This window comes from Streptomyces albus subsp. albus (assembly GCF_000719865.1).
Classification (GTDB): Bacteria; Actinomycetota; Actinomycetes; order Streptomycetales; family Streptomycetaceae; genus Streptomyces; species Streptomyces albus_E.
Genome location: NZ_JOID01000009.1, coordinates 1 through 12,314, shown reverse-complemented (window position 1 = coordinate 12,314; position 12,314 = coordinate 1). Strand labels below are relative to the sequence as shown.

Below are 12,314 nucleotides of genomic sequence, written 5' to 3'. Positions count from 1 at the left end.
CCCGGCCCCGCTCCCTCAGTCCTGCCCGTACCGCGGGTCCACCGACTCCGGTGCCAGACCCAGCAGTTCAGCCACCTGCTCGACCACGATCTCGTGCACCAGCAGGGCCCGCTCGTCGCGGTTCTTCGTCCGGATCTCCACCGGGCGCCGGTAGACGACGATCCGGGCCGGCCCGTCCCCCCGGGCGGCGGTCACCCGGCCCAGCGGCACCGTTCCCTCGTCCTCCCAGCCCTCGGCGCGGTCCTCGCCGCCACCGTCGAACGACGGGACGTCCAGCACGGCGAACTCCACCTCGGAGAGCTGCGGCCAGTGCCGTTCGAGCCGCTCCACCGAGTCGTGCACCAGATCGGTGAAGGCCGTCGCGCGGCTCACCGCGAGGGGCACCTGCGGCGGCGCGATCGGTCCGCGCATACCGCGCCCGTGGCGGTCTCGGCGGCGCGGGCGCGGCTCGGAGGGGCGGGGTGGTACGGAGCTGCTCATCACCTCCGAGAGTAGCCGCCGCCCGGCCGCCCCGAGAGGGCGACGAGCGGGGCCGCCGCAGATCACGGAACGGCGGGAACGGGACCATCCGGGCAGGAGGTCCCCGCTCCGTGCTGAAACGATTCCGGGCGAAGCGCCGTCAAGCGGGACGAGCCGCCGTGCCCCCTGTCCGGGAGGACCGTCCTCGGCCCCGTCCCTGCCGCAGGTCAGACCTCGCGCTCGCAGGTCAACAGCCTTGTCCCCAGGGGCGCGACACGGTGGGGAGCCCGGGGAGAGTCGTCGCGGCCCGCTCAAGAGTGCGGTACCGTCCAACCTCGTGAGCCCTGTACGCCGATGTTCGCGCACCGCGTGCGGTCGACCCGCCGTCGCGACGCTGACGTACGTCTACGCGGACTCGACCGCCGTTCTCGGGCCACTCGCCACCTACGCCGAGCCGCACTGCTACGACCTCTGCGCCGAGCACTCCGAGCGGCTCACCGCGCCGCGCGGCTGGGAGGTCGTCCGGCTCGCCGTCGACACCGGCCCGGCCCGGCCCAGCAGTGACGATCTCGAAGCCCTCGCCAACGCCGTCCGCGAAGCCGCCCGCCCGCAGGAGCGCGCGGCCGGGGCGCAGGGCGGCTCGGGAGGTCCCGGCGGCCGGGAGGCCGACCCGAGGGAAGTCGCCCGCCGGGGGCACCTGCGGGTCCTGCGCTCCCCCGAGCCCTGAGCGGGGCGGCGCCGCCCGGCGCACCCGCCGCGCCGCCCCGCCCCCGTACTCCGTACCGTCCGGCCGGCGGACCGCCCTGCTGTGGCCGGCGCCGATCCGGGTAGGTTTGTCGTTCCGATAGGACTCCCAGAAGGGGTGGGCAGTGCCCGACTTGTCGCAGATCGTGAAGGCGTACGACGTGCGCGGTGTGGTCCCGGACCAGTGGGACGAACCGCTCGCGGAGCTCTTCGGCGCGGCCTTCGCCCGGGTGACCGGGGCGGAGGCCATTGTCGTCGGCCATGACATGCGGCCCTCGTCCCCGGGCCTGTCCCGGGCCTTCGGCCGCGGAGCCGCCGCCCGTGGCGCGGACGTCACCGAGATCGGCCTGTGCTCCACCGACCAGCTGTACTTCGCCAGCGGCCAACTCGGCCTGCCCGGCGCGATGTTCACCGCCAGCCACAACCCGGCCCAGTACAACGGCATCAAGATGTGCCGGGCCGGCGCCACCCCCGTCGGCCAGGACACCGGCCTCGCGGAGATCCGGGCCCTCGTCGAGGAGTGGAGCGAGAGCGGTGCCCCCGCCCCCGCGGACACCCCCGGCACCATCACGCAGCGGGACGTCCTCGCCGACTACGCCGCCTGCCTGCGCGGCCTCGTCGACCTCACCGGCATCCGCCCGCTGAAGGTCGTCGTGGACGCCGGCAACGGCATGGGCGGCCACACCGTCCCCACCGTCCTCGACGGCCTGCCCGTCGAACTGGTCCCGATGTACTTCGAGCTGGACGGCACCTTCCCCAACCACGAGGCCAACCCCCTGGCCCCGGAGAACATCGTCGACCTCCAGGCGAAGGTCCGGGAACTCGGCGCCGACATCGGCCTGGCGTTCGACGGTGACGCCGACCGCTGCTTCGTGGTGGACGAGCGCGGCGAGCCCGTCTCGCCCTCCGCGGTCACGGCCCTCGTCGCCGCCCGCGAACTCGCCAAGCACGGCGGCGGGACCGTCATCCACAACTGCATCACCTCCTGGTCCGTCCCCGAGGTGGTCGAGGAGAACGGCGGGACCCCCGTGCGCACCCGCGTCGGGCACTCCTTCATCAAGGGGGAGATGGCCCGCACCGGCGCGATCTTCGGTGGCGAGCACTCCGCGCACTACTACTTCCGCGACTTCTGGAACGCCGACACCGGCATGCTCGCCGCGCTCCACGTCCTCGCCGCGCTCGGCGGCCAGCCCGGCACGCTGTCGGAGCTGGTGGCGCAGTACGACCGGTACGCCGCCTCCGGCGAGATCAACAGCCGGGTCGAGGACCAGGCCGGCCGCGCCGCAGCCGTCAGGGCCGCCTACGCCGACCGCCCCGGCACCGAACTGGACGAACTCGACGGCCTGACGGTCACCGCCGCCGACTGGTGGTTCAACCTGCGCGCCTCGAACACCGAGCCGTTGCTGCGCCTCAACGTCGAGGCCCGCGACCGGGGCACCGTCGAGAAGATCCGCGACGAGGTTCTCGCCATCGTCCGCGCCTGAGCGGCCGGCGGTCCCGGGCGTTCACCCGGTCCGGTCCTGCCGCTCGCCGGCCACGGCCGGCCGGGCCGGGCCGCACGCCTCGCGGTGTGCGGCCCGGCGGTACGCTGACGAGGCCGAACGCCTTCTCCCGCCGCCCCGCCGGCCGGGAGAGCCCACCGAAAGGGACGCCCCATGCCGCTCGAAGCCGGTCTTCTCGCCATCCTCGCCTGCCCGGCCTGCCACGCCCCCCTCCGCGAGGAGTCCGGCGGCGCGGGCGCCGGCACGACCGGCGAGACGTCCGGCGACACGACCGGCGGCGAGTCCGGCACCACCGAGCTGGTCTGCACGGGCTGCGGTCTGGCCTACCCGGTCCGGGACGGCATCCCCGTGCTCCTCGTCGACGAGGCCCGCCGTCCCGCCTAGGCTCGGACCCGCCGGTCCGGACGGGCCGGCCGGACCGGGCCCGGTCGGCGTGCTCACTGCACGGCAGGCCCTCCGTACGGCGATCGGAGGCTCCACCAGATGCTCGACGAGTCGCTTCTCGACACACCCGAGGCACTCGCCCGCGCCGACACCCGGGGCCTGCTGCGCGGCGCCGCCGGTTCCGGCGCCCGCGTCCGCACCGCCGCCCGGGGCGCCCTGGAGGCCGGACTGGCCGACCTCAAGCCCGACGGGCGGCCGCGGGGGCTGCTGATCGCCGGCTCCGGCCCGGCCACCGCCTGCGTCGCCGATCTGCTGGCCGCGCTCAGCGGCGGCAACACCCTCGTCCGCCCGATCCATCCGACCGGCGCCCTGGCCGCTCCCGGCGCGCTGCGCTGGACGCTCCCCGGCTGGGCCGGTCCGCTGGACCTGCTGATCGTCCTCACGACCGACGGCACGGAACCCGGACTGTCGGCCCTCGTCGAACAGGCGTACCGGCGCGGTTGCTCGGTCGTCTCGGTCTGCCCGGCCGACGCGCCCCTCACCGGGGATGTCGGGGGACGGCATGGTCTGGCCGTGCCGCTCACCGCGCCGGTCAACGAGGGCTCGCTGCCCGGGGAGGCGGACGAGGGCGGCGCCTGGCCCCCGCGCCGGGCCCCGGCCGGCGACGCGGCGGGGGAGCGGCCCGGCACCCTGTGGGCGCTGCTGGTTCCGCTGCTGGTCCTGCTCGACCGGACCGGCTTCCATCCGGCGCCCCCGGCCACGATCCAGCTCGTCGCCGACCGGCTCGACCGGACCGCCGAGCGCTGCGGCCCCGCCGTCGCCACGTACAGCAATCCGGCCAAGACGCTCGCCGCCGAGCTGGCCGAGTCACTGCCGCTGCTGTGGAGCGACGGGCCCGTGGCCGGTGCCGCCGGCCGTCACTTCGCCCGCTCGCTGGCCGCCGTCGCCGGCCGTCCCGCGCTCGCCGCCGCCCTGCCCGAGGCCCTCACCGAGCACGCCGCGCTGCTCTCCGGCGCCTTCGCGGCGGGCGCCGACCCGGACGACTTCTTCCGGGACCGCGTGGAAGACCCCGCCGCGCTCCACGCGCGCGTGGTGCTCCTCCGCGAACAGGGCCTGACGGCCGGCTCGCCGACCCCCGCCGCCCGCGAGTTCGCCCTGGCCCACGAGAGCCCCGTCAGTGAGCTGGAACCCTCCGAGGGCAGCGTGCTCGAAGCAGCCGCGGAGCTCCTTGCCATCACGGATTTCGCCGCCGTTTACCTGGCGCTCGCCTCCGGGGACCGATCATGAGAGGCCGGGAGTGCGCGGCGGACCCCGCACACTCCCGGCACCTCTGAGACCTCCGTCGCCGGACCCGACCGACAGCACGCACAGAACACGCACAGAGCACGCACAGAGCACGCACCGACCGGGCGGCCGCGCACCGACCGGGCGGCCACGCGCCAGGCGGCCGCCCACCGGCCCCGGCCGCCCCGATCACGCAGGCGACGGCCCCGGGCCGCCGGCCCGCACGCGCGTACGGACATACGCCCGTCCGACGCCGCCGCGGCCGGCGGACCGGACCTGTACGCGACCCCCGCCCGCATCCCGCAGAAAGCACCGAGCCATGGACCGCCTCGCCAACACCGTGCGCCCCTACGCCTGGGGCTCCACCACCGCCATCCCGGAACTGCTCGGCACCGAACCGACCGGTGAGCCGCAGGCCGAACTCTGGATGGGCGCCCACCCCGGCGCCCCGTCCCTGCTGGACCGCGGCGCCGGCCCCGTACCGCTCTCCGAGGTGATCGACGCCGACCCGGCCGGCGAACTGGGCGAACGGGTGGTCGAACGCTTCGGTGCGCGGCTGCCGTTCCTGCTCAAACTGCTCGCGGCGGCCTCGCCGCTCTCCCTCCAGGTGCACCCCGACCGCGCACAGGCGGCGGCGGGCTTCGCCGACGAGGAGAACCGCGGAGTCCCGGTCGACGCCCCGCACCGCAACTACAAGGACACCAACCACAAGCCCGAACTGATCTGCGCCCTCACGCCGTTCGAGGGCCTGTGCGGCTTCCGCCCGGCCGCCGAGACGGCCGAACTGTTCGACGGCCTCGGCGTCGACTCCCTCAAGCCGTACGGGGACATCCTGCGGGCCGAACCGGAGAGCGGTGCCCTCCGCGAGGTCCTCACGGCCGTCCTCACCGCCGACCGCAGGGAAATGGCCGAGACCGCCCGCCAGGCCGGGAGGGCCGCCGAACGGCTCGCCGAGAGCCCCGGCCCGCACCGGGAGACGTACGCCGCTCACGCCTCCATCGCCCGGCACCACCCCGGCGACCCCGGCGTGATCGCCGCCATGCTGCTCAACCACGTGCGGCTCCAGCCCGGCGAGGCGCTCTACCTCGGTGCCGGAGTCCCGCACGCCTATCTCCAGGGGCTCGGAGTGGAGCTGATGGCCAACTCCGACAACGTCCTGCGCTGCGGCCTCACCCCCAAACACATCGACGTGCCCGAACTCCTCCGCATCACCCGCTTCGAGGCGACCGCCCCCGGCATCCTCCGCCCCGAGGCGGTGAACGGCGAGGAGACGTACGAGACCCCGGCCGGGGAGTTCCGGCTCTCCCGCTTCGCCCGCGCCGAGGGCGAGGCGCCCCGTCATCTCCCCTCCGGCAGACCGCAGATCCTCCTCTGCACCGCCGGTTCCGTGCTGCTCACCGGGGACGACGGCCGCGGTCTGGCGCTCCGCCCGGGCGATTCCGCGTACGCGGCGGCCGGTGAGACCGCCGAACTCTCCGGCGCCGGAACCGTCTTCCGCGCGACGGTCGCGGCCTGACGCCACCGCGGCCGGCCGGAACTGCAACAATGTGCGGCCGCAGCGCGGCGCCCGTGCCGCGTCACGAGGGAAGGACATACAGCACCCATGAGTGCGTCAGGCGGAACCAAGGCGATCGTGGCCGCACTGGCCGCGAATCTGGCCATCGCGGTGGCCAAGTTCGTGGCCTTCATCTTCAGCGGTTCCTCGTCGATGCTCGCGGAGAGCGTGCACTCGCTGGCCGACTCCGGCAACCAGGGACTGCTGCTGGTGGGCGGCAAGAGAGCCAAGCGCGAGGCCACCCCGCAGCACCCGTTCGGCTACGGCCGTGAGCGGTACATTTACGCCTTCCTCGTCTCCATCGTGCTCTTCACGGTCGGCGGCATGTTCGCGCTCTACGAGGGCTACGAGAAGATCCAGCACCCGCACGAGCTGGACCACTGGTACTGGCCCGTCGGCGTCCTGGTCTTCGCGATCATCGCCGAGGTGTTCTCCTTCCGGACCGCCATCAAGGAGTCCAACGCGATCCGCGGTGACCAGTCCTGGACCCAGTTCGTCCGGCACGCCAAGGCCCCCGAGCTGCCGGTCGTGCTGCTGGAGGACCTGGGCGCGCTCGTCGGCCTGATACTCGCTCTCGGCGGTGTCGGCCTGGCCCTGGCCACCGGCGACGGCGTCTGGGACGGCGTCGGCACCCTCTGCATCGGTGTGCTGCTGATCCTGATCGCCATCGTGCTGGCGGTGGAGACCAAGTCTCTGCTGCTCGGCGAGGCCGCCGGCGCGGACGCCGTCGAGAAGATCAACCATGCTCTGGTCGACGGCGAGACCGTCACCCGCGTCATCCACATGCGCACCCTCCACCTGGGGCCGGACGAACTGCTGGTCGCCGCCAAGGTCGCGGTCGAGCACGGGGACACCGGACAGGAGATCGCCGCCGCCATCGACGCCGCGGAGGCCCGCGTCCGCGAGGCCGTGCCGATCGCCCGCGTCATCTACCTGGAGCCGGACATCTACCGCGCTCCGGCCGCCGGCTAGCCCGGGCGGCACACCGGTACGGCGGCACGACGACACGGCGACGGCCCCGCGGACCCTTCGCGGGGCCGTCGCCCTCTTCCGCCCGGGCGGCGCGTCCTCAGGGCATTCCGTCCGCGGTGGCCAGGCCCCGGAAAAGCCGGCAGAGAGCCATACCGGCCGCGCCGCCGGGCAGGCGCGTCCCAGTCCGGCTCGAGTCCGCGCACTGGGGCCGCTGCTCCGATCGGTGTAGATTCGTGACCGGACAGACGTCGCTGCTGATGGCGGTCGGTCGGGGCCTTTCGGGAGCCGGCCGAGGGAGAGAGGGCCTCCGACGGACTGCGCCGCGGCCGTGGCACCCGTATGCCCTGCCGCGGATCAGCCGTATCCACCGCACTCGATTCACCGAGGAGCAGCCCGTAATGACGACAGCCGCCAACGGCCCGGACTTCAAGGTCGCCGACCTGTCCCTGGCCGCCTTCGGCCGCAAGGAGATCGCCCTCGCCGAGCACGAGATGCCCGGCCTGATGGCGATCCGTGAGGAGTACGCGGCCTCGCAGCCGCTGGCGGGAGCCCGGATCACCGGCTCCCTGCACATGACGGTGCAGACTGCCGTGCTCATCGAGACCCTGGTCGCGCTGGGCGCCGAGGTCCGCTGGGCCTCCTGCAACATCTTCTCCACCCAGGACCACGCCGCCGCCGCGATCGCGGTCGGCCCCGAGGGCACCCCCGAGGACCCGAAGGGCGTCCCGGTCTTCGCCTGGAAGGGCGAGACGCTCGAAGAGTACTGGTGGTGCACGGAACAGGCGCTGACCTGGCCGGGCACCTCGACCGGCGGCCCGAACATGATCCTGGACGACGGCGGTGACGCCACCCTCCTCGTCCACCAGGGCGTCGAGTTCGAGAAGGCCGGCAAGGCCCCGGACCCGTCGACGGCCGACAGCGAGGAGTACGGTCACGTCCTGACGCTGCTGAACCGCACCCTGGCGGAGAACCCGCAGAAGTGGACCCAGCTCGCCTCGGAGATCCGCGGCGTGACCGAGGAGACCACCACCGGCGTCCACCGCCTCTACGAGATGCAGCAGGCCGGAACGCTGCTCTTCCCGGCGATCAACGTCAATGACGCGGTGACCAAGTCGAAGTTCGACAACAAGTACGGCTGCCGCCACTCGCTGATCGACGGCATCAACCGCGCCACCGATGTGCTGATCGGCGGCAAGACCGCCGTGGTCTGCGGCTACGGCGACGTGGGCAAGGGCTGCGCCGAGTCGCTCCGCGGCCAGGGCGCCCGCGTGATCGTCACCGAGATCGACCCGATCTGCGCCCTCCAGGCCGCCATGGACGGCTACCAGGTGGCCACCCTGGACGACGTCGTCGAGACCGCCGACATCTTCATCACCACCACCGGCAACAAGGACATCATCATGGCCTCCGACATGGCCAGGATGAAGCACCAGGCCATCGTGGGGAACATCGGCCACTTCGACAACGAGATCGACATGGCGGGTCTGGCCGCGATCCCGGGCATCGTCAAGGACGAGGTCAAGCCCCAGGTCCACACCTGGACCTTCCCCGACGGCAAGAAGATCATCGTGCTGTCCGAGGGCCGCCTGCTGAACCTGGGCAACGCCACCGGCCACCCCTCGTTCGTGATGTCCAACTCCTTCGCGAACCAGACGATCGCGCAGATCGAGCTGTACACCAAGCCGCAGTCCTACCCGATCGGCGTCTACGTGCTGCCCAAGCACCTCGACGAGAAGGTCGCCCGGCTCCACCTGGAAGCGCTCGGCGCCAAGCTGACCACGCTCCGGCCGGAGCAGGCGGCCTACATCGGCGTACCGGTGGAGGGCCCGTACAAGCCCGACCACTACCGTTACTGACAGCACCGGCACCCACCCGGCGAGACGGGCCCCCGCGCACCGTGCGGGGGCCCGCCCCGTCAAGGAAGCCCCATGCCCCGCGGCCGCTACTCGCTCCACGACCCCCACGACCACACCCCCCTCGGCGAGGAACACTTCCACTGCGCCCCCGGCCCCTCCGGATGGCGCTACACGGCACGGACCACCGGCCCCTCCGGTGCTCCCTCCGGCTCGGTCGACCTGACGACCGACCAGCTGGGCCGGCCGCTCCGCCTCGAACTCCACGCCGGGGACTGGCGTGTCCGCGGCGCCGCGCTCGACGGCGTCACCTGGGTCCGCACGGACCCCGAGGGCGCCCGGGCCGCCGAGGGCAACGCCCCCGCCCGGGCCTTCACCGGCGCCTCGCCCGCGTTCCTCGTCGCCACGGCCCGGCTGCTGCGGCTCATCCCCGGCGGGCCCGCCACCCGCGTCCGCCTCGTCGCCCTGACCGCCCCGGTGCTGGCCCCGCGCACCCTGGACCAGTCCTGGGCGCTGCTGAGAAGCGAAGCACACGCCACCGACAACGGCCCGCTGACCGTGGACGAATACCGGGTCACCGACCTGGACACGGGCGAAGGGCACGCCGTTCACCTCGCCGGCGACGTCGTCCTCGCGGCCCCCGGCATCGAACTCGAAGACCTCGACTCCCCGCCCTCGGCCTTCCCGTAACGCTGTCCCCGCCGCCCCGCGCGTGCTCCGCCGCCCTACGGCTCGGCGTCCCGCGCGCCCTACGCGCGCCCCACGTCCCGTGCGCCTTCCGCGTCACACGCGCCCTACGTCCCCGCGCGCGTCTCGCTCCCCGCGCCGTCGCGCACCTTCCGTGTCCCGCTCCCCGCGTCCCCCGCGCGCCCCGCCGCCCCTAGCGGCGGCGACACCTGCCACGGACCGGCCACAAGAGCCCCCGTCCGCGCCGCCCCGGCCCGCGCCCCCGGCGGGCCGCCGGGCGCGCGGCATCGCGCGGGGACGGCCCGCACCGACGCCTACCCCGGCGGCACGAACCCCGTAGCCGCACCGGAACCGCTCCGCGATGCCTCGCCGTCCGCCGCGCCCTCGTCGCGGGCCACGCCGCCGTTCGCACCGCCGGCAGCCCCCGGCGGCGCAGCGATGGACGACGCGGACGACGCCACAGTCCCGCTCCCCGCAGAGCGCCCGCCCGGGCCGGGCGACTCACCGGACGGAGCCGCCCAGCTGGGCGAGGCCGCTCCACCGGCCCCGGCTTCACCGAACACAGCCCCGCCGGCCAGGGGCGCCCCGTGCCCCCGCGGGTCCGCGGCCGCCGGCAGAACCCGCTGGGAGTCCCGTGCCTGCCGCTCGGCCACCACTCCCGCCAGATACATCGCGGGCGGCACATCCGCCGGCACGGGCGCTCCCGTGCACGCCGCGAGATCCGCCGCCAGCCGCTCCGCCAGCGGTGCGCCCACGTCCGGGTCGAGCTGTTCCATCCGGGTGAGGTACTGGCGAATCGCCAGCCAGAGCGCGTCCGGTACGCGGGACAGGTCCAGCGCCGCGAAGCGCCCGTGCAGCCAGGCCGGCGCCGCGGGAACCGCACCCGTCCGCTGAGCGGGCACCCGTTCCCGTACGACGAGGGTGCCCGCGAAGACGTCGCCGAGCCGCCGCCCCCGCGCCGACACCAGCGAGGCGATCACCGCGATCACTCCGAACGTCATCAGGATCTCCACGGCCCCCACCGCTCCCCGGACCAGCGCGTGCCGGAAGCGGATCGGCCCGCCGTCGTCCCGTACCACGCGCAGTCCGCAGACCAGCTTCCCCAGCGACCGGCCGCGGGTCAGCGTCTCCACGGCGATCGGCACTCCCACCAGAACCAGCATGAACGCCGCCACCGACACCGCCGCGTTCGCCGCCTCGTCCAGCGAGGACACGGCGGCCGTCAGCGCCATCGTGACGGCCACGTACACGGCGAAGGCGACCAGCAGATCGATGACCACTGCCAGGGTGCGGCTCGGCAGCTTCGCGGGACGCAACCCGAGCACCACCGCCTCACCGGTGATGAGCTCACTCACGCGGGTGTCCTCCCTCAGCCTTGAGCCGTCCTGCCCGCCCGGCTCCCTTCCCCCAGTCTGCCGTCGCCGTTTCCCCGTCTGCCAAGCTGGGGAGCGGATACGGTCCCGAACATCCCCAGGAGCAGCGTCCATGGACCTCGATGTCTTCGTGACCGCCCACCGCGCGGAGTGGGACCGGCTGGACGCTCTGCTGCGCCGGCGCGGCAAACTCACCGGCGCGGAGGCCGACGAACTGGTGGCCCTCTACCAGCGGACGGCCACCCACCTGTCCCAACTCCAGTCCAGCGCCCCGGATCCGCAGCTCACCGGCCGCCTCACCCAGCTCACCGCCCGCGCGCGCAGCACCGTGACCGGGACCCGGCGCGCGAGCTGGCGCGACGCCGGCCATTTCCTCGTCGCCGGCTTCCCCGCCGCGCTCTACCGCACTCGTCACTGGTGGCTGACCACCGCTCTGGTCTCCGTCCTGGTCGCGGCGGCGTTCGGCTGGTGGATCGGCGCGCACCCGGAGGTCCAGGCCGCCATCGCGGCCCCGGAGGAGCTCCGGGAGATGACGCGCCCCGGTGGCCAGTACGAGTCGTACTACTCCACGCACGCCGCCACCTCCTTCGCCGCCCAGGTCTGGACGAACAACGCGCAGGTCGCCGCGATCTCCCTCGTGCTGGGCGTCTTCCTGGGGCTGCCCGTCCTGTGGGTGCTCCTGCAGAACATGCTCAACCTGGGCATCGGCATCGGCCTGATGTCCGCGGCCGGCCGCCTCGACGTCTTTCTCGGCCTGATCCTCCCGCACGGCCTGCTGGAGCTGACCGCGGTCTTCGTGGCCGCGGGCACCGGTCTCCGCCTGGGCTGGACCGTGATCGACCCGGGTGGCCGGGAACGCCGCACGGCCCTGGCCGAAGAGGGCCGCGCGGCGATGGGCATGGCGATCGGCCTCGCCGTGGTCCTGTTCGTGTCGGGCGCCATCGAAGGCTTCGTGACACCGTCGGGCCTCCCCACCTGGGCCCGGATCGGCATCGGGGTCGTCGCCGAGCTGCTCTTCCTGGCGTACGTCTACGGACTCGGAGGCAGGCATGCCCGGGCGGGGGAGACCGGGGACGTGACCGCCGCCGACCGCAGCCCGGGGCAACCCGCCGCCGCCTGATGTGCGTCGGACCCGGCGGAAGTGCTAGCCTCCTCTTCGCCCAGGGGTCCCGTTTGACACGGGGAACCAGGGGAGGTAGCTTTACATGGTTGCCATGACGGCTTGGACAGGCCGGTTGGCAACCGATAAGATCACCTCCGCTCCCGGTCGAATGCAGATTTGACGGAGCGCTCGACATTCATCAGTGGAAACACAAGCCGATTAGCTTCGGTCGAAACACGTCTGATAACGTCGGATCAGTCGAAAGGCAAAGGCCATTCCAACGGCCACTGGAGCGAAATGCGGGCGGGAAAGCGGCCCGGAAAGCGTCTGGTAAGGTTGGAAACACCGAAGGGAAGCGCCCGGAGGGCCCGGAGACGGGGCCGAAGGAAGCGTCCGTTC

11 protein-coding genes are annotated in these 12,314 nt (G+C 73.5%); 9 read left to right on the top strand and 2 right to left on the bottom strand.

Annotated features, from left to right (window positions below; all coding sequences use genetic code 11):
• Positions 1 to 15: 15 nt before the first annotated feature.
• Positions 16 to 480 carry a metallopeptidase family protein gene (locus tag IF83_RS0111355; RefSeq protein WP_078843381.1) on the bottom strand — a complete coding sequence of 155 codons (465 nt, stop codon included), beginning with the start codon at positions 478 to 480 and terminating at the stop codon, positions 16 to 18.
• A 235-nt stretch (positions 481 to 715) separates the two neighbouring features.
• Between IF83_RS0111355 and IF83_RS0111350 the strand changes: the two genes are divergently transcribed.
• The 8 genes from IF83_RS0111350 to IF83_RS0111315 all read left to right on the top strand — a co-directional run bounded on the left by IF83_RS0111350 (position 716) and on the right by IF83_RS0111315 (position 9,443).
• Positions 716 to 1,186 (top strand): DUF3499 domain-containing protein, encoded by a 471-nt coding sequence (locus tag IF83_RS0111350; RefSeq protein ID WP_078843380.1) that lies wholly within the window; start codon positions 716 to 718, stop codon positions 1,184 to 1,186.
• Positions 1,187 to 1,328: 142 nt separating this feature from the next.
• Entirely contained in the window at positions 1,329 to 2,687 is a 1,359-nt protein-coding gene (locus IF83_RS0111345) for a phosphomannomutase/phosphoglucomutase (RefSeq protein WP_030543981.1), read from the top strand.
• A 171-nt stretch (positions 2,688 to 2,858) separates the two neighbouring features.
• On the top strand, positions 2,859 to 3,089 hold the full coding sequence (locus IF83_RS0111340; RefSeq protein ID WP_030543980.1) for a Trm112 family protein: 231 nt from the start codon (positions 2,859 to 2,861) through the stop codon (positions 3,087 to 3,089).
• Positions 3,090 to 3,188: 99 nt separating this feature from the next.
• Entirely contained in the window at positions 3,189 to 4,376 is a 1,188-nt protein-coding gene (locus IF83_RS0111335; protein WP_030543979.1) for an SIS domain-containing protein, read from the top strand.
• A 316-nt stretch (positions 4,377 to 4,692) separates the two neighbouring features.
• Positions 4,693 to 5,889: a mannose-6-phosphate isomerase, class I gene (manA, locus tag IF83_RS0111330; RefSeq protein ID WP_030543978.1), complete on the top strand. Its 1,197-nt coding sequence runs from the start codon at positions 4,693 to 4,695 to the stop codon at positions 5,887 to 5,889.
• Positions 5,890 to 5,976: 87 nt separating this feature from the next.
• Positions 5,977 to 6,900: a cation diffusion facilitator family transporter gene (locus tag IF83_RS0111325; RefSeq protein ID WP_051722672.1), complete on the top strand. Its 924-nt coding sequence runs from the start codon at positions 5,977 to 5,979 to the stop codon at positions 6,898 to 6,900.
• 398 nt (positions 6,901 to 7,298) lie between these two features.
• Complete coding sequence (gene ahcY / locus IF83_RS0111320) at positions 7,299 to 8,756, top strand: adenosylhomocysteinase (RefSeq protein ID WP_030543976.1); 1,458 nt, start codon at positions 7,299 to 7,301, stop codon at positions 8,754 to 8,756.
• Positions 8,757 to 8,828: 72 nt separating this feature from the next.
• Complete coding sequence (locus tag IF83_RS0111315; protein ID WP_030543975.1) at positions 8,829 to 9,443, top strand: hypothetical protein; 615 nt, start codon at positions 8,829 to 8,831, stop codon at positions 9,441 to 9,443.
• A 311-nt stretch (positions 9,444 to 9,754) separates the two neighbouring features.
• Here IF83_RS0111315 and IF83_RS0111310 read toward each other — a convergent pair whose 3' ends face one another.
• Positions 9,755 to 10,795 carry an RDD family protein gene (locus IF83_RS0111310; protein WP_051722671.1) on the bottom strand — a complete coding sequence of 347 codons (1,041 nt, stop codon included), beginning with the start codon at positions 10,793 to 10,795 and terminating at the stop codon, positions 9,755 to 9,757.
• Positions 10,796 to 10,925: 130 nt separating this feature from the next.
• On the opposite strand from IF83_RS0111310, the gene IF83_RS0111305 reads away from it, so the two are divergent.
• On the top strand, positions 10,926 to 11,933 hold the full coding sequence (locus IF83_RS0111305) for a stage II sporulation protein M (RefSeq protein ID WP_030543973.1): 1,008 nt from the start codon (positions 10,926 to 10,928) through the stop codon (positions 11,931 to 11,933).
• Positions 11,934 to 12,314: the final 381 nt, after the last annotated feature.

What these genes read in the sequence shown, in the direction of transcription:
- IF83_RS0111355 (WP_078843381.1), bottom strand. Translation starts at nt 480, where the DNA reads ATGAGCAGCTCCGTACCACCCCGCCCCTCCGAGCCGCGCCCGCGCCGC.
- IF83_RS0111340 (WP_030543980.1), top strand. Translation starts at nt 2,859, where the DNA reads ATGCCGCTCGAAGCCGGTCTTCTCGCCATCCTCGCCTGCCCGGCCTGC.
- IF83_RS0111335 (WP_030543979.1), top strand. Translation starts at nt 3,189, where the DNA reads ATGCTCGACGAGTCGCTTCTCGACACACCCGAGGCACTCGCCCGCGCC.
- manA (WP_030543978.1), top strand. Translation starts at nt 4,693, where the DNA reads ATGGACCGCCTCGCCAACACCGTGCGCCCCTACGCCTGGGGCTCCACC.
- IF83_RS0111325 (WP_051722672.1), top strand. Translation starts at nt 5,977, where the DNA reads ATGAGTGCGTCAGGCGGAACCAAGGCGATCGTGGCCGCACTGGCCGCG.
- ahcY (WP_030543976.1), top strand. Translation starts at nt 7,299, where the DNA reads ATGACGACAGCCGCCAACGGCCCGGACTTCAAGGTCGCCGACCTGTCC.
- IF83_RS0111315 (WP_030543975.1), top strand. Translation starts at nt 8,829, where the DNA reads ATGCCCCGCGGCCGCTACTCGCTCCACGACCCCCACGACCACACCCCC.
- IF83_RS0111305 (WP_030543973.1), top strand. Translation starts at nt 10,926, where the DNA reads ATGGACCTCGATGTCTTCGTGACCGCCCACCGCGCGGAGTGGGACCGG.